Origin of the sequence: Variovorax sp. dw_308, from assembly GCF_019207085.1 — a bacterium.
Taxonomy (GTDB): domain Bacteria; phylum Pseudomonadota; class Gammaproteobacteria; order Burkholderiales; family Burkholderiaceae_C; genus Variovorax.
Genome location: NZ_JAATOM010000001.1, coordinates 221,440 through 246,123 on the forward strand (window position 1 = coordinate 221,440; position 24,684 = coordinate 246,123).

17 protein-coding genes and 1 pseudogene are annotated in these 24,684 nt (G+C 66.8%); 16 read left to right on the forward strand and 2 right to left on the reverse strand.

All coding sequences use genetic code 11. The features are described 5' to 3' along the window. Nucleotides 1–142: 142 nt before the first annotated feature. Nucleotides 143–1,510, forward strand: a complete 1,368-nt coding sequence (locus tag HCU76_RS00970; RefSeq protein WP_218508195.1) for a UDP-glucose/GDP-mannose dehydrogenase family protein — start codon at nt 143–145, stop codon at nt 1,508–1,510. On the opposite strand, the gene HCU76_RS00975 is transcribed toward HCU76_RS00970, so the two are convergent. Beyond that, nucleotides 1,504–2,745: a patatin-like phospholipase family protein gene (locus HCU76_RS00975; RefSeq protein ID WP_218508196.1), complete on the reverse strand. Its 1,242-nt coding sequence runs from the start codon at nt 2,743–2,745 to the stop codon at nt 1,504–1,506. The two genes, HCU76_RS00970 and HCU76_RS00975, sit on opposite strands and share 7 nt — an antisense overlap. Before the next feature lie 41 nt (nt 2,746–2,786). On the opposite strand from HCU76_RS00975, the gene apbC reads away from it, so the two are divergent. The 6 genes from apbC (at nt 2,787) to HCU76_RS01005 (ending at nt 12,006) form a co-directional block, all read left to right on the forward strand. After that, on the forward strand, nt 2,787–3,878 hold the full coding sequence (apbC, locus tag HCU76_RS00980) for an iron-sulfur cluster carrier protein ApbC (RefSeq protein ID WP_218508197.1): 1,092 nt from the start codon (nt 2,787–2,789) through the stop codon (nt 3,876–3,878). A gap of 366 nt (nt 3,879–4,244) precedes the next feature. Beyond that, nucleotides 4,245–5,891, forward strand: a complete 1,647-nt coding sequence (locus HCU76_RS00985) for an OFA family MFS transporter (RefSeq protein WP_256353942.1) — start codon at nt 4,245–4,247, stop codon at nt 5,889–5,891. Nucleotides 5,892–6,279: 388 nt separating this feature from the next. Then, nucleotides 6,280–8,112, forward strand: a complete 1,833-nt coding sequence (locus HCU76_RS00990; protein WP_213955289.1) for an NADH-ubiquinone oxidoreductase-F iron-sulfur binding region domain-containing protein — start codon at nt 6,280–6,282, stop codon at nt 8,110–8,112. A gap of 37 nt (nt 8,113–8,149) precedes the next feature. Further along, nucleotides 8,150–11,170 carry a formate dehydrogenase subunit alpha gene (gene fdhF, locus HCU76_RS00995; protein WP_218508198.1) on the forward strand — a complete coding sequence of 1,007 codons (3,021 nt, stop codon included), beginning with the start codon at nt 8,150–8,152 and terminating at the stop codon, nt 11,168–11,170. Continuing rightward, nucleotides 11,167–11,478 carry a Dabb family protein gene (locus HCU76_RS01000; RefSeq protein WP_213955291.1) on the forward strand — a complete coding sequence of 104 codons (312 nt, stop codon included), beginning with the start codon at nt 11,167–11,169 and terminating at the stop codon, nt 11,476–11,478. Before fdhF ends, HCU76_RS01000 begins: the two co-directional genes overlap by 4 nt. Before the next feature lie 132 nt (nt 11,479–11,610). Continuing rightward, entirely contained in the window at nt 11,611–12,006 is a 396-nt protein-coding gene (locus HCU76_RS01005) for a hypothetical protein (protein ID WP_213955292.1), read from the forward strand. Here HCU76_RS01005 and HCU76_RS01010 read toward each other — a convergent pair. Then, nucleotides 12,003–13,016: a carbon-nitrogen hydrolase family protein gene (locus HCU76_RS01010; RefSeq protein WP_213955293.1), complete on the reverse strand. Its 1,014-nt coding sequence runs from the start codon at nt 13,014–13,016 to the stop codon at nt 12,003–12,005. The genes HCU76_RS01005 and HCU76_RS01010 overlap by 4 nt on opposite strands. Nucleotides 13,017–13,193: 177 nt before the next feature. Here HCU76_RS01010 and HCU76_RS01015 point away from each other — a divergent pair, with 177 nt between their 5' ends. The 9 genes and pseudogenes from HCU76_RS01015 (at nt 13,194) to HCU76_RS01060 (ending at nt 24,666) form a co-directional block, all read left to right on the forward strand. Beyond that, complete coding sequence (locus HCU76_RS01015) at nt 13,194–14,150, forward strand: helix-turn-helix domain-containing protein (RefSeq protein ID WP_218508199.1); 957 nt, start codon at nt 13,194–13,196, stop codon at nt 14,148–14,150. A 241-nt stretch (nt 14,151–14,391) separates the two neighbouring features. Next, nucleotides 14,392–14,973: pseudogene (locus HCU76_RS36445) on the forward strand (DUF2817 domain-containing protein). A gap of 46 nt (nt 14,974–15,019) precedes the next feature. Next, nucleotides 15,020–15,733, forward strand: coding sequence for a YebC/PmpR family DNA-binding transcriptional regulator (locus HCU76_RS01030; RefSeq protein ID WP_218508202.1), 714 nt, complete (start codon nt 15,020–15,022; stop codon nt 15,731–15,733). Between the two features lie 225 nt (nt 15,734–15,958). Next, a complete protein-coding gene (locus tag HCU76_RS01035) occupies nt 15,959–17,860 on the forward strand; it encodes a bifunctional sugar phosphate isomerase/epimerase/4-hydroxyphenylpyruvate dioxygenase family protein (protein ID WP_218508203.1) in 1,902 nt (633 codons plus the stop codon). Nucleotides 17,861–17,884: 24 nt separating this feature from the next. Then, complete coding sequence (locus tag HCU76_RS01040) at nt 17,885–19,291, forward strand: MFS transporter (protein WP_213955297.1); 1,407 nt, start codon at nt 17,885–17,887, stop codon at nt 19,289–19,291. Nucleotides 19,292–19,429: 138 nt separating this feature from the next. Beyond that, nucleotides 19,430–20,512 carry an ABC transporter substrate-binding protein gene (locus tag HCU76_RS01045; protein ID WP_218508204.1) on the forward strand — a complete coding sequence of 361 codons (1,083 nt, stop codon included), beginning with the start codon at nt 19,430–19,432 and terminating at the stop codon, nt 20,510–20,512. 241 nt (nt 20,513–20,753) lie between these two features. Further along, a complete protein-coding gene (locus HCU76_RS01050) occupies nt 20,754–21,131 on the forward strand; it encodes a hypothetical protein (protein ID WP_213955299.1) in 378 nt (125 codons plus the stop codon). Between the two features lie 40 nt (nt 21,132–21,171). Further along, the gene (locus HCU76_RS01055) at nt 21,172–22,092 is read left to right on the forward strand and encodes a formate dehydrogenase accessory sulfurtransferase FdhD (RefSeq protein ID WP_371319733.1); all 921 of its coding nucleotides are present in this window, start codon (nt 21,172–21,174) and stop codon (nt 22,090–22,092) included. Between the two features lie 57 nt (nt 22,093–22,149). After that, nucleotides 22,150–24,666 (forward strand): ABC transporter permease, encoded by a 2,517-nt coding sequence (locus tag HCU76_RS01060; RefSeq protein WP_213955300.1) that lies wholly within the window; start codon nt 22,150–22,152, stop codon nt 24,664–24,666. Nucleotides 24,667–24,684 lie beyond the last annotated feature (18 nt).

Below are 24,684 nucleotides of genomic sequence, written 5' to 3' on the forward strand. Positions count from 1 at the left end.
CTCGCGACGACCCGGAAGCGCATCGGCGGGTCGCAGGTGGCCCAGCCGGCGTCGATCCCCAAAACATTGCCTACGCGGTAACGCAGGTTGCAGGCGTTTCACAATATGCATGTTGCGCTGCCTGCGCTCAACCATTGCATTCATGAACATCACCATCATCGGCACCGGCTATGTCGGGCTCGTCACCGGCGTGTGCCTGGCCGACCTCGGCAATCACGTCTTCTGCCTCGACCTCGATCCGGTCAAGATCCAGACGCTCAACAGTGGCGGCATTCCCATCTACGAGCCCGGCCTGGCCGACCTCGTGCATTCGAACGTGGCCGCCAAGCGCCTGACCTTCTCGACCGACGTCGAAGCCGCGGTTGCGCATGGCGACGTGCAGTTCATCGCGGTCGGTACGCCACCTGACGAAGACGGCAGCGCCGACCTGAAATACGTGCTGGCCGCCGCGCGCAGCATCGGCCGTCACATGAACGGCTTCAAGGTCATCGTCGACAAGTCGACCGTGCCCGTGGGCACCGCGGAAAGGGTCGGCGCGGCCATCCGCGAAGAACTGGAAAAGCGCGGCCTGGCCGACCAGCGCTTTGCCGTCGTCAGCAACCCGGAGTTCCTGAAAGAAGGCGCGGCGGTCGAGGACTTCATGCGACCCGACCGCATCGTGCTGGGCGTGGACGACAACGAGGACGGCCGCGACGCGCTCGCCGCCATGCGCAAGCTGTACGCGCCCTTCAACCGCAACCACGAGCGCATGCGCGTGATGAACGTGAAGTCGGCCGAGTTCACCAAGTACGCGGCCAACGCGATGCTGGCCACACGCATCAGCTTCATGAACGAACTGGCCAACCTGGCCGACAAGGTGGGCGCCGACATCGAGATGGTGCGCCAGGGCATCGGCTCCGACCCGCGCATCGGCTACAGCTTCCTGTATGCCGGCACGGGCTATGGCGGCAGCTGCTTCCCGAAAGACGTGCAGGCACTGATGCGTTCCGCGGGCGAGTACGGGCAGCGGCTGCAGGTGCTGGAGTCGGTCGAGGCGGTCAACGACGCGCAGAAGCACGTCCTCGTGCGCAAGATCCTCGAGCGCTTCGGCAACGACCTGCACGGCAAGACCTTCGCGGTTTGGGGGCTGGCCTTCAAGCCCAACACCGACGACATGCGCGAGGCGCCCAGCCGGGTGCTGCTGGGTGCGCTGGCGCGCGCCGGTGCGCGCATCGTGGCGCACGATCCGGTGGCGGTGCACGAAATGAAACGCGTGCTGCCGCTGGACTTTGCCGACGCACCCGCCTGCATCGAGCAGATCGAATTTGCGATCGACCCGATGGCCGCGCTGGAAGGTGCCGACGCACTGGTCATCGTGACCGAGTGGAAGGCGTATCGCAGCCCCAACCTGGAGCGGCTCAAGGCGGTGATGAAGGCGCCGGTGATCTTCGACGGGCGCAATCTGTACGAGCCGGAGACGATGCGGGAGGCGGGCGTCAGCTATTTCGGCATCGGCCGCAACAGTTACTGAGCCCAATCAAAGAAGCGCAGGACTTCATGCCGCTGGCGCAGCGTGTCGGCGCGGCCCAAGGCCATCAGCTCGCGCGTGAAGCCGGGCTCGAACAGCAGGTAGCTCGCAAGCGCTGAACCCTTCACGTCGCGCGAGCCGCCGGCACCCAGGCCGCCGAACAATCGTCTCACCGGGCCGGGCAGGGCGTCCGCGTGGCGCGCGGCGATCGCGTCGATGCGCTCTGACGGTGAGATCACCAGCAGCTCGAGCGGGCGCAGCGCGCTCCGGGCGCGCAACTCGGGTGGAATCAGCGCCAGGGTGTTGTTGATGCGGCGCAAGCGCTCGACGTCCACGCCCAGTGCGTCCAGGAAGATGCTGGACATGGCATGCCCCGCGATCTGCGCGAGCGAGGGGTAGCCGGTCAGGGTGTTGGGTGGGAGTTGTTCGCGCGGCTCGGTCATGCGGCCGGCGCCGATCACGAGGACGCGTGTGGCGCCGAGGTGGATGGTCGGCGAGATGGGGGCGGTCTGCCGCATCGAGCCGTCGCCGAAGTACTCGACGTGGTTGTGCATCTTCAGCGCCGCGGCCGGGAACACAAAGGGGATGGCCGATGACGCCAGCAGGTGTTCGTGCGAGATGGTGCAGGGCATCGCGAGCCGCTGCGATCGCACCCAGGCTTGCGTCGGCGTGGCCGACTCGTAGAAGGTCACGTGCTCGCCCGAGCTGTAGCTGGACCCGGTCACGGCCAGCGCCTGCAAATGACCTGCGCGCATCAATTCGGGCAGGCGCTCCAGCGGCACCATGCGTTTCAGCAATGCGGCCAGCGGTGCGTTGTCGAGCAGGGAGCGCGGCTTGATGCGCAGCACCGTCGCGACGAAGCGGCCGAGCCCCAGCACCAGGCGCCAGCGCGCGCCGCTGCCCAGCAGCGCGAGCGTGTCGGCCTTGTAGACCTGCTCGGCCCGCACGTTGCGCCAGACCTCCGCGATGCGGCGCACCGCAACGTCGAAGTCGTCCGCGCCGCAGGCGAGGGCGGCTGCGTTGACGGCGCCGGCGGAGGTGCCGGCGATGATCGGAAAGGGGTTCGGCCCCTGCTTGGCGCCTGCGCTGCGGCGGATCCTGGCAATGCCCTGGAGCACGCCGACCTGGTAGGCGGCGCGCGCGCCGCCGCCCGTCATGAGCAGGCCGGTGGAAGGGGGCGATGCAAGTTGTTGGATAGGCGCGGCGGCACTTGTTTGGGCGGGCGATTCAGAGGGCATACGAGCGCCACTAGACTATCCGCCATTCAGGAGTTTGAGCAATGGCACTTACGCAAGGGGAACTGACTGCGGCGCTGCAGTCGGTCCAGGACCCGAACACGGGCAAGGATTTCGTCAGCACGCGCGCGCTGAAGAACCTGCAGATCGAGGGGAGCGACGTCTCGTTCGACGTGGAGCTGGGCTATCCGGCGCGCAGCCAGCATGCGTCCCTGCGCAAGGCATTGGTCGACGCTGCGCGCAGCGTGCCGGGCGTGGGCAATGTGTCGGTCAACATCCAGACGCGAGTGCTTTCGCATGCGGTCCAGCGGGGCGTGCAATTGCTGCCCGGTGTGAAGAACATCATCGCCGTGGCTTCTGGCAAGGGCGGCGTCGGCAAGAGCACGACCGCGGCCAACCTGGCGTTGGCGCTGGCGGCCGAGGGCGCCAGCGTGGGTCTGCTCGACGCCGACATCTACGGACCGAGCCTGCCGATGATGCTCGGCATCCAGGGCCGCCCTTCCAGCGAAGACGGCAAGACGATGATGCCGATGGAGAACCACGGCGTGCAGGTCATGTCGATCGGCTTCCTGGTCGACCAGGACGAAGCCATGATCTGGCGCGGCCCGATGGCCACGCAGGCGCTGGAGCAGTTGCTCCGCCAGACCAACTGGAAGGACCTCGACTACCTCATCGTCGACCTGCCGCCCGGCACCGGCGACATCCAGCTCACGTTGTCGCAGCGCGTGCCGATGACGGGCGCGGTGATCGTGACGACGCCGCAGGACATCGCGCTGCTCGACGCGAAGAAGGGCATCAAGATGTTCGAGAAAGTGGGCGTGCCCATCCTCGGCATCGTCGAGAACATGGCCGTGCACGTCTGCTCGAACTGCGGCCATGTGGAGCACATCTTCGGCGCGGAAGGTGGCAAGAAGATGGCCGCGCAATACAACATGGACTACCTCGGCGCGCTGCCGCTGGACATCAGCATCCGTCTGCAGGCCGACAGCGGCACGCCCACGGTGGCGGCTGACCCGGACGGCCCGGTGGCCGCGATCTACAAGGACATCGCGCGGCGCGTGGCGGTGGGGATCGCGGAGAAGGCGAAGGACTTCTCGGCGAAGTTTCCGACCATCACGATCAGCAAGAACACCTGAGAGGCCCGAAGAGCAGGCGGTGCCCGGCCCGCCGTCCCACGCTCGCGGCGGGGAGGGACAAAAACGCCGCCCAGTTTCACGACACAAGTGTTGTTTCAGAAACACACGGGTCGTGATCGCGTCAGCTCGCGGTCACCCTGCAACGGGGCCGCTGCGCGTGGAATTGCCTTGGGGAGTCTGCTTACAACACCCTATTGCGCACCTGCCCGTTTGTTTATTGAATGAGTCTCGTGGTGAACTTTTCTTAAACAATCTGTTACAAGAATGCTTTCACGGCGCCGTTGCGAGCAGCGGCTTGAAGACAACAGGAGTATCGACATGGCAGGTTCTTCCGCAGGCGTTCTCGAAGGAGATCGCGGCAATGGCATGACGGGCGGCGAGCCCGGCCTTCTGGACAAGGCGCGCATCATCGCGGGCCCGGGCTTCAACCGATGGCTTGTGCCACCGGCGGCGCTCGCGATCCACTTGTGCATCGGCATGGCCTACGGCTTCTCCGTGTTCTGGCTGCCGCTTTCCAAGCAGCTCACCGCGGCCGGCGCGGGCGCCGCCTGCCCGAAGGACATGAGCTTCTTCGCGGAACTGTTCGCCACGGGCTGCGACTGGCACGTGGCCACGCTGGGCTGGATGTACACGCTGTTCTTCGTGTTCCTCGGTTGCGCGGCCGCGCTGTGGGGTGGCTGGCTCGAGCATGCCGGCCCGCGCAAGGCCGGCGTGGTGTCGGCGGTGTGCTGGTGCGGCGGGATGCTGATCTCGGCGCTGGGCATTCACACGCACCAGTTCTGGATGATGATCCTGGGCTCCGGCGTGATCGGCGGCATCGGCCTGGGGCTGGGCTACATCTCGCCAGTGAGCACGCTGATCAAGTGGTTCCCGGACCGCCGCGGCATGGCGACCGGCATGGCCATCATGGGCTTTGGTGGCGGCGCGATGATCGGCTCGCCGCTGGCAGTGGACCTGATGAAGTACTTCTCCACCCCCACCGACGTCGGCGTGATGCAGACCTTCGTGGCGATGGCGCTGATCTACTTCGTGTTCATGCTCGGGGGCGCCTTCGGCTACCGGGTGCCGGCCACGGGCTGGAAGCCGGAAGGCTGGACGCCGCCGGTGGCGCAGAACACCAACGCCATGATCACGCAGCGCCACGTGCACGTGTCGAAGGTCTGGGGCATTCCTCAGTTCTGGCTGGTGTGGATGGTGCTTTGCATGAACGTCAGCGCCGGCATCGGCGTGATCGGCATGGCCTCGCCGATGCTGCAGGAAGTGTTCGGCGGCAACCTGATCGGCGTCGCGAAGAAATTCGGTGAACTCGACAAGACGCAACTCGCGGCCATCGCGACGGTGGCAGGCGGCTTCGCGGCCCTGCTGTCGCTGTTCAACATCGGCGGCCGCTTCTTCTGGGCCAGCCTGTCGGACAAGCTCGGTCGCAAGCTGACCTACACGATCTTCTTCATCCTCGGCGGCATCCTCTACGCCAGCATCCCCGGATCGGCCGCGGCGGGCAGCAAGCTGCTGTTCGTCGGCGCGGTCTGCATCATCCTGTCGATGTACGGCGGCGGCTTCGCAACGGTGCCGGCCTACCTGGCCGACCTGTTCGGCACGCAGATGGTGGGCGCGATCCACGGCCGCCTGCTGACGGCCTGGGCCACGGCGGGCATCCTGGGGCCGGTGGTGGTGAACTACATGCGCGAATACCAGCTCGGCCTCGGCATCCCGCGCGAACAGGTCTACAACCAGACCATGTACATCCTGGTCGGCATGCTGGTGATCGGCCTGATCTGCAACCTGATGGTGCGCCCGGTGGCTGACAAGCACTTCATGAGCGATGCGGAACTCGCCAATGAAAAGCGGCTGGCCCATGAGCGGGCTGCGGCCTCCGAAGCGGGCTCGGCCCTGAGCGGTGCGACGGGCAGCGTCAGCCCGCTCGTGACGCTGCTGGCCTGGGCGGCGGTCGGCATTCCGCTGGCCTGGGGCGTCTACCGCACCTTGATCAGCGCCGCGAAGTTCTTCAGCTGAAGGTGCGAATATTCCTGCGCGGCCGCCAATCCCGGGTCTGCGGTGTTGGCTCCGGCATGACGGACGCTGCGCGCAGTTGTCAGCCTGCGCCGCAACTGCGTTGTCGCGGCGCTGGAGTACGGCTCCGTGCCTCGACCCGGCGTTGACGGCCTCGCTACGGAATCTTCACACCTTCCGCCCCCGAGGGAAGGGACGCGCCCGGCGCGGCCCTGCGGGTCGAGTCGAGCAGGCTGAGCCACATCGACACGGAATCGCCAGGTAGCGTCTGGACAAGCGCCACAAGGGTCTGCCGGGTGCGCCCCGCAACGGCGATGTCCAGAAGCTCGATAGATGGATAGACTGGTCCGAGAGACAAGCGCTGGCCATGGTGGCTGGCAAGGCGAGGCACATGCAACACCCAGCCACCCAGGCAGAACCCAGGGCGATCCCGCTCGCCACGCCCGACGAGTTGCGTGATCGCATCCGCCGCAAGAGCAAGCTCAAGGGCCGGCAGCCCGAGGAGGGCGCGCTGCAACGCGTGCGCGAACTCATCGGGCCGCGGCCGGATGGCGGGCACCCGCGCGACCTGCTGATCGAGTACCTGCACATCCTCAACGACGCGCACCGTGGCCTGCACGACAGCCACCTGGTGGCGCTGGCCGCCGAGATGAAGATCCCGATGGCCGAGGTCTACGAGGTCGCGACCTTCTATCACCACTTCGAAGTGCTGCGCGGCGACGAGCAGGCGCCCGGACTGACGGTGCGGGTCTGCGACAGCCTGTCCTGCGAGCTGGCCGGCGCGGGTGAGCTGCTGACGCGTTTGCCGCGTTTGCTGGGCGCCGCCGGGCATGGCGATGTGCGCGTGATTCCAGTGCCTTGCATCGGGCGCTGCGAGCAGGCGCCCGCTGCGCTGGTGGATCAGGGCGCGGTGCCGCTGGCCACGACCAGCACCGTGCTGCTGGCGGTGGAACGCGTCCAGGGCGCGACACCGGCGCCGGCCCGGCCCGCCAAAACGGCGATCCACTTCGACCCGGCCGCGCTGGCGGAGCAGGGCGTTTCACCGCCGCCGCAAGCGATCGACGCCATCCCGCCCCACACCGACTACGCTACCTACCGCGCCCACGGCGGCTATGCCCTCGCTGCCGCGCTGGACAGCGGGCAGCAGGATGCCGAGGCGATCGTCAAGGCCATGGAAGATTCCGGCCTGCGTGGCCTGGGCGGCGCGGGTTTTCCGGCCGGGCGCAAGTGGCGCATCGTCCGCGACCAGCCTGCACCCAAGCTCATGGCGATCAACATCGACGAGGGCGAACCCGGCACCTTCAAGGACCGCACCTACCTGGAGCGCGATCCGCATCGCTTCCTCGAAGGCTTGCTGATCGCGGCGCGGGTTGTCGGCATCGGAGCCTGCTACATCTACCTTCGCGACGAATACCACGATTGCCGCCGCCTGCTCCAGCAGGAACTGGCCGCGTTGCAGGCCGACCCGCCGTGCCACCTGCCGACGATCGAATTGCGGCGCGGCGCCGGCGCGTACATCTGCGGCGAAGAGTCCGCGATGATCGAAAGCATCGAGGGCAAGAGGGGCGAGCCGCGCATGCGCCCGCCCTACATCGCGCAGGTCGGACTGTTCGGCCGGCCCACGCTGGAACACAACTTCGAGACGCTCTACTGGGTGCGCGACATCGTCCAGAGGGGCCCGCAATGGTTTGCCGGCTTCGGTCGCCATGGCCGCAAGGGCCTGCGCTCCTTCAGCGTGAGCGGTCGGGTGAAGCTGCCCGGCGTGAAGCTCGCACCCGCTGGCATCACAGTGCAGGAACTCATCGACGAATACTGCGGCGGCATGCTGGACGGGCACACCCTGCATGCATACCTGCCCGGCGGCGCCTCGGGCGGCATCCTGCCCGCGCGCATGAACGATATCCCGCTGGACTTCGATACGCTGCAGCCGCATGGCTGCTTCATCGGCTCGGCCGCGGTCATGGTGCTGAGCCAGCACGACCGTGCCCGCGATGCGGCCCTGAACGTGATGCGCTTCTTCGAGCATGAAAGCTGCGGCCAATGCACGCCCTGCCGCGTCGGCACGGCCAAGGCCGCCGCCCTGATGCAGGCCCGCACGTGGGACAACGACACGCTGGAAGACCTTGCGCAGGTCATGGGGGATGCGTCGATTTGCGGACTCGGGCAAGCTGCGCCCAATCCGATCCGCTGTGTGCAGAAGTACTTTCCGCAGGAGATTGCATGAACGCCGCCGGACACGAAGCGACAAGCGTGGGGACATCATGAACGCTCCGACCCATCTCGCGGAGTTGCTGCCGCAAGTCATCGAGTTCACGCTCGACGGACGCACCGTTGAAGCCTTCGAAGGCGACACGATCCTGGTCGCCGCCAAGCGCGCGGGCGTCGACATTCCGCACCTTTGCTACAAGGAAGGGCTGCGGCCGGACGGCAACTGCCGGGCCTGTGTCGTCGAGTTGAAGGGCGAACGCACGCTGGCGCCGAGCTGCTGCCGCAATGTGACGGCGGGGATGGAAGTACAGGCTTGCAGCGATCGCGCGGTGAAAAGTCAGAAGATGGTGGTGGAGATGCTGCTGTCGGACATGCCGGATGGGGGGTGCAAGTGGAACGATGGAGGGGTGTTGAAGGGGGCCGGCCCTCACCCCAACCCTCTCCCGCAAGCGGGAGAGGGGGTAAGTCCACTCCTTCACCCGCTTGCAGGAGAGGGGGCAAGTCATCTCCCTATCCCGCTTGCGGGAGAGGGCCGGGGTGAGGGCCGGCCCATCGGCCAGCACGGCGAACTCAGCGCCTGGGCCGACATCCTCGGCATCACCGTCCGCCCCCAGCTCAAGGCCCTGCGCCGCGAACAGCCCAAGGCCGACGTCTCCCACCCCGCCATGGCCGTCAACCTCGACGCCTGCATCCAGTGCAACCGCTGCGTGCGCGCCTGCCGCGAGGAGCAGGTCAACGACGTCATCGGCTATGCCATGCGCGGCGAGCACAGCAAGATCGTGTTCGACCTCGACGACCCGATGGGCGACAGCACCTGCGTGGCCTGCGGCGAATGCGTGCAGGCTTGCCCGACCGGCGCGCTCATGCCCAAGAGCCACATCGGCTCGCAGGTCGTCGACCGCAAGGTCGATTCGGTCTGCCCGTTCTGCGGCGTCGGCTGCCTCATCACCTACAACGTCAAGGACGAGAAGATTGTCAGCGTCGACGGCCGCGACGGACCCGCCAACCACAGCCGCCTGTGCGTGAAGGGCCGCTTCGGCTTCGACTACGCGCACCATCCGCAACGCCTCACCGTGCCGCTGATCCGCAAGGCCGGCATGCCCAAGGCCTACGGCGACACGCCGCGCCCCGGCGACTGGCACGACACCTTCCGCGAAGCCACCTGGGACGAGGCGCTGGCGCTCGCCGCCGGCAAGCTGAAGAGCTTGCGCGACACCCACGGCAAGAAGTCATTGGCCGGTTTCGGCTCGGCCAAGGGCAGCAACGAGGAGGCCTACCTGTTCCAGAAGCTGGTGCGCACCGGCTTCGGCAGCAACAACGTCGACCACTGCACGCGCCTGTGCCATGCCTCCAGCGTGGCGGCCCTGCTCGAAGGCGTGGGCTCCGGCGCGGTGAGCAACCAGGTCAACGACGTAGAGCATGCCGAGCTGATCTTCGTCATCGGTTCCAACCCGACCGCCAACCATCCGGTGGCCGCCACCTGGATGAAGAACGCCGCCAAACGCGGCGCGAAGATCGTGCTGGCCGACCCGCGCATCACCGACATCGGCAAGCATGCCTGGCGCACGCTGCAGTTCAAGGCCGACACCGACGTGGCCATGCTCAACGCGCTGATCCATGCGGTGATCGACGAAGGGCTGGTCGACGAGGAATTCATCCGCAACCGCGCCAGCAACTACGAGGCGTTGCGCGACAACGTGAAGGGCTACAGCCCCGAGGCGATGGCGCCGATCTGCGGCATCCCGGCCGAGACGCTGCGCGAAGTCGCGCGCGCCTTTGCCACCGCCAAGGGCGCGATGGTGCTGTGGGGCATGGGCATCAGCCAGCACATCCACGGCACCGACAACGCACGCTGCCTGATCGCGCTGGTCACGGTCACCGGCCAGATCGGCAAGCCGGGTTCCGGCCTGCATCCGCTGCGCGGCCAGAACAACGTGCAGGGCGCGAGCGACGCGGGGCTGATCCCGATGATGTTCCCCAATTACCAGCGCGTCGACAACGCCGACGCGCATGCGTGGTTCGAGGACTTCTGGGGCATGAAGCTCGACGAGAAGCCCGGCTACACGGTGGTCGAGATCATGCACAAGGCGCTTGCGCCCGACAGCGATCCGCACAAGATCCGCGGCATGTACATCATGGGCGAGAACCCCGCGATGAGCGATCCGGACCTGAACCATGCGCGCCACGCACTGGCCAGCCTGGAACACCTCGTCGTGCAGGACATCTTCATGACCGAGACCGCCTGGCTGGCCGACGTGGTGCTGCCCGCGAGCGCATGGCCCGAGAAGACCGGCACGGTGAGCAATACCGACCGCATGGTGCAGCTCGGCAAGCGTGCGCTGGACCCGCCGGGCAATGCCAGGGCCGACCTCTGGATCATCCAGGAGATCGCCCATCGCATGGGCCTGGAGTGGAACTACGAAGGCGTCGAATCCGGCGTGGCCGCGGTCTACGACGAGATGCGCCTGGCGATGCATGCGGCCATCAAGGGCATCACCTGGGATCGGCTGCAGCGCGAGTCCAGCGTGACCTATCCGTGCCTGACCGAAGACGACCCGGGCCAGCCCACCGTGTTCATCGAGAAGTTCCCGACCGCTACCGGCCGCGTGAAGCTGGTCCCGGCCGACATCATCCCGGCCGACGAACGCCCCGACGCCGACTACCCCTTCGTGCTCATCACCGGCCGCCAGCTCGAGCACTGGCACACCGGCAGCATGACGCGCCGCGCCACCGTGCTCGACGCGCTGGAGCCGATGGCCACGGCCTCGATGTGCCAGGCCGACCTGGCGAAGCTCGGGCTGGAAGCCGGCGACGTCATCACCATCGCATCCCGCCGGGGCGAGGTAGCCATCCACATTCGTCGCGACGACGGCACGCCGCAGGGTGCGGTTTTCGTGCCCTTCGCTTACTATGAGGCCGCGGCCAACCTCATGACCAATGCCGCGCTCGACCCCTTCGGAAAGATTCCGGAATTCAAGTACTGCGCAGTGCGAATCCAGCGCGGCGGCATGCCCATGGCGGCGGCGGGTTACGGAACAGGAACCGGGGAGGCAAGACAAATCCTGGCGCAATGATCCGGCACACCGTTTTCTTCAGGCTCAAGCATCCACACGGCTCCATCGCCGAGGCAGACTTCCTCGCGCGGGCCATGAAGCTCGGCCCGGCGATTCCGGATGTGCGCAATTTCAAGTGCGTGCGGCAGGTCAGCGCCAAGAGTGAATTCGACTGGGGCCTGCTCATGGACTTCGCCGACCAGGCCGCCTTCGACCGCTACGACGCGCATCCCGTGCACACCATGTTCCTCACCGAGCGGTGGCAGCGCGAGGTGGAAGCTTTCGTGGAAATCGACTACCTGGTGGGCGACGAGCCCGAGGAGGCCTGATGGCCGTCGTGCCGCGCCGCTGTAACGCCTCGTTGCCATTGAGCGGCCGGGTTCGGGCACATAGCCGTGTAGCGTGCAATCCAATGGCCGATTCCGCGCGTATCAAACAATGTTCACTTCAAGGAGTTCGAGATGAGGATGCTTGCCCTTTCCATTGCTATCGCTTCGAGCCAGTTGCTGGCCCTGGGCGCCCAGGCGCAGACCACCGACGACAAGGCCGCCGCCAAGGCCGAGCGCAGGAAGGAGGGCGCCGAGGCGGCGAAGAACCCGCTGCCGGCAGAGGGCATCGATCCCATCCCTGCCGCGAGGCCCAAGTCTTCGTCCGGCGACAAGGCCGCTGCGAGGACCGAGCGCAAGGTTGAAGGCTCCGAGGCGTCGAAGAACCCGCTGCCTGCGGAAGGCATCGAGACCGTTCCCACCGCGAAGCCGAAGGTGTCAGCGAGCGACAAGGCTGCGGCCCGCAAGGCGCGCCGGGACGCGGCCGCCAAGGCCAACAAGGCCGGCGAACTCAAGCCGCAGAACTTCTAGACGCCATCGGCGTGGAGCGTCTCGAAGCCGGTGGACTCCGGCTCGGCGGCGCGCTGGTAGACCACGGGCTCCCGGCGGGTCTTGTTCAACAGCAGGCGCGTGACATCGGGCCGTGAATAGTGGCCGCTCGGGTCGCCGGCCGCCTTGGCCAGCGAGATCATGCCGAGGTCGATGTCGGCGATGACCAGGCCCTCCTGGTCTTCCGGCAGGTTGGCGCCCAGCGGCGAGCCGTCCGGGCCGTAGATGCGCGCGAAGCCGCCGCCCTTCAGGAGCATCTGCTGCTTGCCCGGATCGGTGCACAGCAGTTCGCTCATCGCGGGCGAGACCGTCGCGCAGGGCGCGATCACGAAGCATTGCCCTTCGGCGGCGTAGATCTGGCTGGCGGCGTTGTTGACCTCTGCGCCGAGTGCGTAGGCGCCGCCGCGGTACAGCGAGAAGCTCGGCCAGGCGGCGCAGTGGATCTGCTCGTTCTGCGCATACATCGCGTACTTGCTCAGCGGCTGCAGATGCTCCCAGCAGCACAGCGAACCGATGTTGCCGATGGGCGTCTCGCACACGCTCAGGTCGGAGCCGTCGCCTTCGCCGAACACAGTGCGCTCCACATGCGTGGGCTTGAGCTTGCGGCGCGTCTGCACCACGTCGCCCTGGTCGTCGATGAGCGCCTGTGCGATGTAGAGACTGCCGCCGGCCTTTTCGCTGAAGCCGGTCGAGACCCAGATCCTGTGCCGGCGTGCGGCGTCGCGCAGGCGGTCGAACTCGGGCGAGCCGAGCACCAGCGAGTTGTCGTTGTAGCGCTGCACGAACTGCATGCCCCAGGCCGGCGAATCGAGCCAGATCCACCACGGATAGCCGGGGATCCAGGTTTCCGGGAAGGCGATCAGCTTGACGCCCTGGGCCGCCGCCTGGCCCATGAGGTCGATGGTCTTGCCGATGGTGGCGTCCAGGTCCAGGAATACGGGGGCCGCCTGGACGGCGGCGACGCGAAGCTTGGGATGGGTCTTGCTGGGCATGGTGATCTCGATCTCCGGGTTGGTTGGAACGGGCGCCGCAAGCGGAGCGCTGCGGGTTGGCGCCGTGGCATGCGGGTTGCGTCAAGCGTAAATTGACGGGCTCGAATCGCCTTGTCCAAAACTGGCAGCGTTCTTGTCCCGGTGTGTCGTCGCAACCGCAACCTTGGAGCCTTCTCCATGAACCACCTGCTCAGCACCGACGTGGTGCCGCGTTCGCAGCGGCTGGCTTACTGGACCGACATGATCTGCAACGTCTACGTGCAACTGGGCTGCGATCCGGTGAAGCGGCCCGAGCGGGGCGCCTTCGACGGACGCATCGTGCAGCATGACCTGCCGGGGCTGAACGTGTCGGTCGTCTCATCGGGCGCGCAGCACGTCACGCGCACGCCCTCGCACATCGCGCGCTCGACGGACGACTATTTCCTCGCCGCCTTCCAGGCGCGCGGCACGGGCATCGTGCGCCAGGACGGCCGCGATGCGCTGCTGCAGGTCGGTGACTTCGCCATCTACGACACCACGCGACCGTACGAACTGGTCTTCGATGCCGACTTCGAGCAGGTCGTGCTCAAGGTGCCGGGCCAGCAATTGCGCAGCGCGTTGCGCGACACCGAGAAGCTGACCGCGACGACCGTCTCGGGCCGCGAAGGTGCGGGCCACCTGATGATGAGCATGATCCGCACCTTGCGCGAGGACATCGATACGCTGCAGCCGGCATCGGCCTTCGCGGTCGCCCACGGCGTGCAGAGCATCCTCGTGGCCGGCCTGCAGACCTTGCCTGCGGCGCGCACGCGCGGACTGAGCCAACTCACCGCCTGGCAGCTGGCGCGCGTCAAGCGATCCATCGACGAGCGACTGGCGGACCCGACGCTTTCGATAGGTAGCTTGGCGGCCGGGCTGGGCATGTCGGCCGGGCACATCCACCGGCTCTTCCGCAACGAGCCGATGACGGCCGCGCAGTACCTTTGGGAGCGCCGCCTGGAGGCCTGCAGGCGCGATCTGCTGGAACCACGACTGGCGGGACGGCCCGTGGCGGAGATCGCCTACGGCAGGGGCTTCAACGATGCGGCGCATTTCAGCCGGGCGTTTCGCGAGCGCTTTGGCTGTTCGCCCCGGGAGTGGCGGCAGAAGGGGTGAGTCCTGCTGCTGCGGACGCTCCTGCTTGCCGATGTCGTCGACCTTCCAACATAATGAAAAAGCACACGCCAGAAGACCCGAATGTCGGTGGCTCCGCATTCGGTGCATACAAAAAGCAGAGGGAGACAACAACATGAGCCCATCCGCACGCCGTGCCCAGCGCCTCTGCGCCCCGGTGCCACGCCACCGCAGGCCAACCCCAGAGATCTCCGCGGCCCATCCCTGACCGGGGCTGGCAGGCATGAAACTCGTGACGGCCGGGCAGTACACCCATGCCGACGGCATGTGCTTCGGCGGACGGCGCAAGGCCTGGAGCGCGCAGGTGCTGCAAAGCGTCTTCACGCAATTCGGCGCGGGCTGCCAGCGCATCGGCTGGATCGACTTTCACGCGGGCCTGGGGTCCTTTGGGCACGGGGAGAAGATCTGCATCGGCAAGGCCGGCGCCGATGAACTGCAGCGCGCACGGGCCTGGTGAGGCGCCGATGTCACCTGTCCGGGCGAAGGCGCGGCGGCGGCGACACATGCCTGGGGGCGGGCGCCCGACACGCTGCGCTCTGCCTGCCCGCATGCCTAGACCGCCGCCATCGCGATCGAGTTCGGCACCGTGCCCTTGATCGACATGCTGCAAATGCTGCGCGCCGATATGTGGCTGCGCCGCCATCCCGATGCGCCCGAATCCCAACAGCAAGCACTGCGCGACGAGATCCGCGCTGCCTTCTGCTGCGAGGAAGAAGGCTGGATGGGCCTCACCCTGGGCCAGTCGCGCGGGGCGATACTTCAGGCGGTCTACGGGTTGTCACGCGTGGGCGCGCGGGGGCATTAGGGCCATCGTGTGTGCCCCGTTCAAGGCCTTCGATGAGGAACACGACATGGGCGCACAGTGGAAAGCAAAGGGCAAGGAAATTGCCGCCAATGCCAAGGGCCGGCTGTTCAGCCGCCTGGCCAAGGACATCATGGTCGCGGCGCGTGCCGGGGCCGACCCGGCAGGAAACTCGCGCCTGCGGCTGGTGCTGGAGCAGGCGCGCAAGGTGTCGATGCCCAAGGACACCATCGACCGGGCCATCAAGAAAGGCTCGGGCACCGGGGCCGATTCGGTGCACTTCGAGCATGTGATGTACGAAGGCTTCGCGCCGCACCGCGTGCCGGTGATGGTCGAATGCCTGACCGACAACGTGAACCGTACCGCGCCGGAGATGCGGGTGCTGTTCCGCAAAGGCCAGTTGGGGTCGTCCGGTTCCGTGGCCTGGGACTTCGACCACGTCGGCATGATCGAGGCCGAGCCCGCGCAGCCCGGCGCGGACCCGGAGGTGGCCGCCATCGAGGCCGGCGCGCAGGACTTCGAGCCGGCCAGCGACGATGGCGTCACGCTGTTCATCACCGAACATGCGGACCTCGACATCGTGAGCCGCGCGCTGCCGGCGCAAGGCTTCACCGTGTTGACAGCCAAGCTGGGCTACAAGCCGAAGAACCCCATCGATCCGGCCAGCCTCAGCGCCGCGGACCTGGAGGAAGTGGAGAGCTTCCTGGCCGCGATCGATTCGAACGACGACGTGCAGAACGTCTTTGTCGGACTTGGCTCGTGAGGCATGGGTAGGGGCTAACCCCTAATCGGCGCGAATAGTGATCGAGGACGATCGATGATCGATCGATGAGTAGTTCGGGGAGATTGTGAACGGTGACTGCTGGTTTCACAGTACCCCCCATGAACACAAAAGAGACAAATTGCGCAGCACTCACCGGCCCAGCCGGTGCGTTTGGCGGCGGCGCGGCAATCGCGGAGCGCGGCTTCGGCCGCAAGGACTGAGATCATGCGCAGATCCGTCGCCACCGTATCGCTCAGCGGAACGCTGCGCCAGAAGCTCGAAGCCATCGCTGCCGCCGGGTTCGACGGCATCGAGTTGTTCGAGAACGACTTCATCAATTTCAACGGCGCCGCCGCCGACCTCCGCAAGATCACCGAAGACCTGGGCCTGGGCATCGACCTCTACCAGCCCTTCCGTGATTTCGAAGGCATGCCCGCGGCGCAGCACAAGCGCAACCTGGACCGCGCCGAGCGCAAGTTCGACGTGATGCAGGCGATGGGTGCGGAACTGGTGCTGTGCTGCTCCAACACCTCGCCGCTGGTCATCAACGACCCGACGCTGGCCGCGGAGCAACTGCACGAACTGGCCGAGCGCGCGAAGCAGCGCAACCTGCGCGTCGGCTTCGAAGCGCTGGCCTGGGGCAAGGCGACCTCGCTCTACGGCCAGGCCTGGGACATCGTGAAGCGCGCGGATCATCCGAACCTCGGCTTGATCCTGGACAGCTTCCACACCTATTCGCTGAAGGACGATCCGGCCGGCATCGTCGACATTCCCGGCGACAAGATCTTCTTCCTGCAGATGGCCGATGCGCCGTTGCTGGCCATGGACGTGCTGCAGTGGGCGCGGCATCACCGGTCCTTCCCGGGGCAGGGCGAGTTCGACATGGTGAGCTTCCTGGAGAAGACGCTGCTCGCCGGCTACACCGGGCCGCTGTCGCTGGAGATCTTCAACGACGTGTTCCGCGAGACGCCGAACAAGCGCACCGCGGTCGATGCGATGCGTTCGCTGCTGTACCTCGAAAGCCAGACGCGGGACCGGCTCGTGAAGGCATCGACGACCGACGGCAAGGCGCAACGTGCGCTGAACCAGGTCGAGCTGTTCAACCCGCCGGCCGCGCCGAAGCTGTCGGGCTACGCGTTCCTCGAATTCGCCGCCGACGAAACTTCGGCCGTGACGCTGGGCACGATGCTGGAGCAGTTGGGCTTCCGGCGCGTTGGGCGCCACCGTTCCAAGGCGGTGGTGCTCTATCGGCAAGGCGACATCTACATGATCGTCAACGCGCAACCGGGATCGTTTGCGCGCGCTCGCTTCGACCTGCACGGCACCTCGGTATGCGCGCTCGGCCTTCGTTGCGCCGATCCTGCGGCGGCCGTCGAGCGCACCAGCGCGATGCTTTCGCAGCGCCATGACAGCCCGGTCGGGCCGAACGAGCTGCATGTGCCCGCGATGATCGCGCCCGGCGGCAACCTGGTCCACTTCGTCTCGTCGTCGCTCGGCGACACCGGCCTGTACGAAGCCGACTTCATCCTCGACGACAGCTCGGCCGTGCCCGGCGCCGGCCTGCAGCGCATCGACCACGTCGCGCTGGGCCTGCAACTCGACCAGCTCGACACCTGGGTGCTGTTCTCGCGCGCGGTGCTGGGCCTCGAAACCGGCGAGAGCCTGGAGCTGGCCGACCCCTTCGGCCTGATCCGCAGCCGCGGCGTGGCCAATGCCGACCGCAGCGTGCGCCTGGTGCTCAACGTGTCGACGAGCCAGCGCACCCGCACCGCACAGACGCTGAGCCGCACCGGCGGCGGCGCGGTGCATCACATCGCGCTGGACTGCACCGACATCTTCGAGACCGTGGCCAGCCTGCGCGGCAAGGGCCTGCGCTTCGTGCCGATCTCCGACAACTACTACGACGACCTGCCCACTCGCATGGACATCGACCCTACGCTGCTCGCGAACATGCGCGCGGCCGGCGTGCTGTACGACCGCTCGGCCGCCGGCGCCTACCTCCACATCTATACCGAAAGCTTCGAGAACGGCCTGTTCTTCGAGGTGGTGCAGCGAATCGATGCCTACGACGCCTATGGCGCCAGCAACGCGCCCGCACGCATGGCATCACAGGCGCAGCAGCAGTAACCCCATTTCAACAGGAGACTACCCATGACAACTCTGGATCACGAGCCGCAAGGCAGGCACCAGTCGAAGAAAGCCACGGCCAGCGGCTGGATCGGCTCGGCGCTGGAGTACTACGACTTCTTCATCTACGCCACCGCGGCGGCATTGATCTTCCCGCAGATCTTCTTCCCGAAGGGCGACCCGCAGATCGCCATCATCGCGTCGCTCGCGACGTATGGCGTGGGCTATGTCGCACGCCCTATCGGCGCCTTCGTGCTCGGCCACTGGGGCGACACGCATGGCCGCAAGAACGTGCTGATCATGTGCATGTTCCTGATGGGCTTCTCGACCATCGCGGTCGGGCTGCTGCCGACCTATGACCAGGTCGGCCTGTGGGCGCCCGCGCTGCTCGTCGCGCTGCGCCTGATCCAGGGCTTCGCGGTCGCCGGTGAGATCTCGGGCGCGAGCTCGATGATCCTGGAGCACGCGCCCTTCGGCCGCCGCGGCTTCTTCGCCAGTTTCACGCTGCAGGGCGTGCAGGCCGGCCAGATCCTCGCCGCCGCCGTGTTCCTTCCGCTCGCGCACTACATGGACAAGGATGCCTTCAACAGCTGGGGCTGGCGCATTCCGTTCCTGCTGAGCTTCGTCGTGATCGTCGCGGGCTACATCATCCGCAAGGAAGTCGACGAGACGCCCGCGTTCGTCGATGTCGATGCCGGCGGCGAGGTGCAGAAGGCGCCCGTGATCCAGGCCGTCAAGGAAAGCTGGCGCGACATGCTGCGCGTGATGTGCTGCTCGCTGATGAACGTGATTCCCGTCGTCACCACCATCTTCGGTGCGGCCTACGCGGTGCAGCCGGGCTACGGCATCAACTTCGAGAAAGACCTCTACCTGTGGATTCCCGTCATGGGCAACATCGTCGCGGTGCTGGTGATTCCCTTCGTGGGCAACCTCTCCGACAAGATCGGCCGCCGCATTCCCATCATCGCCGGTGCGATCGGTGCGGGCCTGCTGTCCTTCGGCTACCTGTATGCGATCAGCATCCACAGCGTGCCGATGGCCATCGTCTTCTCGCTGCTGATGTGGGGCGTGGTCTACCAGGGCTACAACGCGATCTTCCCGAGCTTCTACCCCGAGATGTTCCCGACCCGCACCCGTGTCTCCGGCATGGCCATCTCGCAGAATCTCGGCACGCTCGTCACTGCGCTGTTGCCGGCCCTGTTCGTCGCCGTGGCGCCTCCCGGTGCGACCAACATCCCGGTCATGATCGGCACCATCACCCTGGCCATCTGCGTCGTCGCGGCCATCGCGGCCTGGACTGCCCGTGAAACCTATCGGGTGCAGATGAAGGACCTCGGCGACCCGAATGCGGTGCCGGTGCCCAAGGCCGAATATGACCGCCTGCGTGAGCAGACGCTGGCTGAAGGCAAGTTGCAGCCTGCTTCGGCCTGATCAAGGCTATCCATAGATAGCGCGGGCAAATGGGATCGAGACCGGCCCGAATCAAATAGACGCGATCTGGGCCGGTGCACAACACCGGCCCTTTTTCGTGGAAAAGAATCGGCTTGTACACGGGGTCGGCCGCAAGCCATGAGCGACCGTAAGATGACTGCCCAGGGAGCGTTGGTCTTCACATGTTGGACGAAGCGCGCCATCACACGGCGCCGCGTCGACCGGCTCGAAGGAGGCATCGTGGTCAATCGTCGTAATGTGCTCGTCGGCATGTCACTGGGATGGCCCGCGTCTTCATGGGTTCACGCGCAACGCGCGCCCCGGACCCTGGGCACCCTCAGCCCTTACACCTCCGCGCAAAGCAAGCCCTATGGCGACGTGTTGTTTGAGGCGATGCAAGACCTCGGCTACACCAGGGGCCGTGACTATGTGCTTGTCGATCGCTATGCCGATGGAAAGGTCGAGCGTCTGCCGGGCCTCGCCGAGGAACTGGTCGCGCTCAAGGTCGACCTGATCGAGACCTCCACGACCAACGGTGCCCTGGCGGCTCAGCGGGCGACCAGCGTCATTCCCATCGTCTTCGAGAGCGTTTCCGATCCGGTGCGCTCAGGCTTCGCGGACAGCCTTTCGCATCCCGGCCACAACATGACCGGGCTCTCCAATTCCACCGCCGACCTGACTGGCAAGCGGATCCAGTTGTTCAAGCAGATGGTGCCGGGGTTGAAGCGCCTCGGAGTCCTGTCGAACCCGGCCAACCCGAACTACCCGAGCGTGCACTCGACGATGCAACCCGTCGCAGAGCAACTGGACCTGCGCCTTCTCTTTGCCACCGCGAGTACGCCGGATGAGCTTCCCGGCGCCTTCCTCGCGCTGGCGCAACAGCAGGCCGATGCCGTTTCGGTTTCGCCGGATGCCTTCCTCTGGAGCGCGGGAAAACAGATCGCCGCGCTCGCCCTGGCGCACCGCATGCCGTCGATGTTCGGCCTGCCCGAGAACGTGCGGGACGGCGGCTTGATGAGCTACGGCATCGATTCCTTCAACACCTTTCGGCAGTTGGCAAAGTACGTCGACAAGGTGTTCAAGGGCGCGCGGCCGGCCGACATGCCGATCGAGCAACCCTCGAAATTCGACCTGATCATCAACCGCAAGACCGCCGGTGCGCTGGGACTGAAGATCCCGCAGGAACTGGTGTTGCAGGCGGAAAAGCTGATCGATTCGTAGGCGCGTCGAGCATCGGCCGCGAGTTCTTCGAGAAGCACCGTACATCGCGGCCCGACCTGCGACCCGGCAGCTGGCCGGCGAGGCTTCGAGCAGCCTTCATTTCGCCATTCCATCCTTCCCCAGCCATCCGGCGTATGCCGATCGCTCGTTGACGCAGATGAATACGAAAGTCATAGTTTCGTTTCATATGCGCCCATCAACCCATCGCTGTCACCTGCGGCACATCGCACTTGCACTCGCCTTGCTGGCGCTCGGCGCACCGGCCACCGCCGCGGACGAACGGTCCCGCCTCTCGACCATGAGCGACACCGAACTCGAAGCCGGCATGAAGAGCGGCGTGCAGCGGGTGCTGCAACAGGTGCCAATCCGAATGGGAGACCAGGCCACGTTGATCGGTGCCGAATACGAGTCGCGCTCGCGGGTCGCCACCTATCACTACATCCGTCCCGGTGGGGTGGATTCCTCCGCGCTGCGAAGCCGCATCACCGCCAAGAACTGCAACACGCCCAATGTGCGCGCGCTGCTGGCGCGCGGCGTCACGTTCAGGCACCTCTACATGGTGGGTGATCAGCAGGTCGATTTCTCGGTCACCCAGCGCGACTGCCTGAAGGTGAGTTGAGCTCCGGCTGGTGCATTGCTTTTGGGCTATCGTGCCCGGCATGTCCATGCCCGATGCCATGCCCGAAGCAATTCCCCTCCGTGCGCAGCCCTTGCCCCGCCTGACCACCGCACTTGCACCGCTCACGCGCGAGGTGGCCGTCATCGACGAGCACGGCGAGCGCGGCACCGTCTCCATCCCCGCCGAGCGCGACCTCACCGTGTACGTGGATCGTCGTGAACTCGTCACGCTGATGACCCTCGGCGCGCAGCCGGAACTGCTGGTGCTGGGTTACCTGCTCAACCAGCGGCTGATCGAGTCGGCGTCCGATGTCGAATCGATCACGGTCGACTGGGAGGTGAACGCGGCGGCCGTCCGGACGCACGCCGGCATCGATCGCATCGAGGAGCGCACCGCGAAGAAGGTCGTGACCACCGGCTGCGGGCAAGGCAGTGTGTTCGGTGACCTCATGGCCGGCATCGACGCCCTGAAGCTGCCCGACACGCGCTTCACGCAGGCGCAGCTCTATGCGCTGGTCAACGCGATCCGGCTCCAGGAGAGCACGTACAAGTCGGCCGGCTCGGTGCATGGCTGCGCGCTGTTCACGCTGGAGCCTGATGAGGGCGTGGCGATGCAATGCTTCGTCGAGGACGTGGGCCGGCACAACGCCATCGACACCATCGCCGGCTGGATCGCCATGCAGCCGGCCGCCGCGCTCGCGCGTGGCCGCGTGTTCTACACGACCGGGCGGCTCACCAGCGAGATGGTCATCAAGTCGGCGCAGATGGGCGTACCTATCGTGGTCTCGCGCAGCGGCATCACGCAGATGGGGCACGAGGTGGCGCAGCGCGTTGGGCTCTGCGCGATCGGGCGGGCGACGAACCGGCGCTTTCTTTGCTACGCGGGGGAAGGGCGGCTGGTGCTGCAACCGGAACTGGCCGGGCCGTCGCACGCGCCGCCACACGCGCCATCTCGCGAATAAAGGCCTTCGAAAGCCCGGGTTTCGTCGGGGCGCCGTAGGTCGGCTATGGTGTCGCGCATGAATGCATCCCTTCGCCTCGGTTGGCGCACGCTGTGGCGCGACCTGCGCGCCGGCGAGTTGCGCCTGCTCATCGTTGCCGTGCTGCTGGCGGTCGCGGCGCTCACGGCGGTCGGCTTCTTCGCGGACCGCTTGAAGGGCGGATTGCAGCGCGACGCCCGCCAGTTGCTGGGCGGCGATGCCGTGCTGGCCAGCGACAACCCGACGCCCCAGGCCTTCATCGCGCGCGCGCATGCGCTGGGCCTGCAGTCCACCGGCAGCTATGGCTTTCCGACCATGGCGCGCGCCGACGACGCACAGGGCGGCGCCACCAAGCTCGTCGCGCTCAAGGCCGTGACCACCGGCTATCCGCTGCGCGGCAGCGTGCAGACGGCGACCACGCCCGACGCACCCGGCGCGCCCACGCGCGACGTGCCGGCGCCGGGCGAGGCATGGGTCGATGCGTCTCTGCTCGAATCGCTGGCGCTGAAGATCGGCGACCGCGTGTTGCTCGGCGATACGGACTTGCGCATCGCCCGCATCATCACGCTCGAACCCGACCGCGGCGCGGGCTTCATGAGCTTTGCGCCGCGCGTGATGCTCAACCAGGCCGACGTCGCGCGCACCGGCCTCGTGCAGCCGGCCAGCCGCGTGAGCTATCGTTTCGCAGTGGCCGGCGAGGCGCGCGCCGTCAAGCAGTTCAGCGACGAGGTCGACGCCGGCATCAAGAAGGGCGAGCTGCGCGGCATTCGCCTGGAGTCTTTCGAAAGCGGGCGCCCCGAGATGCGCCAGACGCTCGACCGGGCGGAGAAATTCCTGAACCTCGTCGCCTTGCTCGCGGCGCTGCTCAGCGCCGTCGCGGTCGCGCTGGCCGCGCGTGGATTCGCCGCCAGCCACCTCGACGACTGCGCCATGCTGCGCGTGCTGGGCCAGAGCCAGCGCACCATCGCCGGCGCCTATGCCTTCGAGTTCGCCGTCGTCGGGCTCGTGGCCAGTTCGTTGGGCGTGGCGGCGGGCTTCGGCATCCACTATGCGTTCGTCGTGCTGCTGGCCGGGCTGGTCGAGACGGCCTTGCCTGCGGCGACGTTGTGGCCGGTCGGATTCGGGCTCGGCATGGGGTTGACGCTGCTGTTCGCCTTCGGCTTGCCGCCGGTGCTGCAACTGGCGAGGGTGCCTCCGCTGCGCGTGATCCGGCGCGACGTGGGCGGCCTCAAGCCGGCGTCGGTCACGGTGCTCGGCATTGGCGTGCTCGGCTTCGCGGCATTGCTCATCGCGGCCAGCAGCGACATCAAGCTCGGGCTGATCGCCGTCGGCGGCTTTGCCGGGGCGGTGGCGGTGTTCGCATTGTTGAGCTGGCTTGCGGTCAAGGTCCTGCGGCGCAGCGTCAACGAGAGCACCGCGCCGCGCTGGCTGGTGCTGGCCACGCGCCAGATCTCGGCGCGACCGGTGTATGCGGTGGTGCAGGTCAGTGCGCTGGCGGTGGGCCTGCTCGCGCTGGTCCTGCTGGTGCTGCTGCGCACCGACCTTGTCGCGAGCTGGCGCCGCGCCACGCCGCCGGATGCGCCCAACCGGTTCGTGATCAACGTGATGCCCGAACAGAGCAACGACTTCCAGAAATCCCTGCGCGATGCCGGCGTCCGGAAGTTCGACTGGTATCCGATGATTCGCGGCCGCCTGGTGGCCATCAACGACAAGCCCGTGTCGCCCGACGACTACACCGAAGACCGCGCCAAGCGCCTGGTCGACCGCGAGTTCAACCTCAGCAACAGCGCCGAGGCGCCGCCGCACAACAGCATCACGGCGGGCAGGTGGACGCCGGATGCGCCCGGCGAAGTGAGCGTGGAGGAAGGCCTTTCCGAGACGCTCGGCCTGAAGCTCGGCGACAAGCTGCGCTTCGACATCGGCGGCATCCCGAGCGAGGCGCGCATCACCTCGCTGCGCAAGGTCGACTGGGGCTCGCTGCATGCCAACTTCTTCGTGATGTACACGGTGGCTACGCTCGCCGATGTGCCGGTCACCTACATGGGTGCGTTCCGCGCGCCAGAGACCAAGGGCTTCGACAACGCGCTGGTGCGGGCCTACCCGAACGTCACCAACGTCGACATGAGCGCGACCATCGTGCAGGTGCAGCGCGTTCTCGACCAGGTGGTTCGCGCGGTCGAGTTCCTGTTCGGCTTCACGCTCGCGGCGGGGCTGGTGGTGCTGTTCGCTGCGGTTACCGCCACGCGCGAGGAGCGTGCGCGCGAGTTCGCGGTGATGCGTGCCGTCGGCGCGCGTGCGAGCTTGTTGCGGCAGGTACAGCGTGCCGAACTGGCGGGCGTGGGATTGCTGGCCGGCTTCCTGGCCAGCATCGTCGCGTCGGTGATCGGCTGGGCGCTGGCCCGCTACGTGTTCGAGTTCACCTGGACCGCGTCGCCGTGGGTGCCCATCTTCGGCTCGCTGGCGGGGGCGGTGCTGGCGCTGGCGGCGGGCTGGTGGGGCTTGCGGGAGGTGCTGCGGCGGCCGGTGGTAGACACCTTGAGGCGCGCGGCGGAGTAGTCAGGGACACATCTTGAA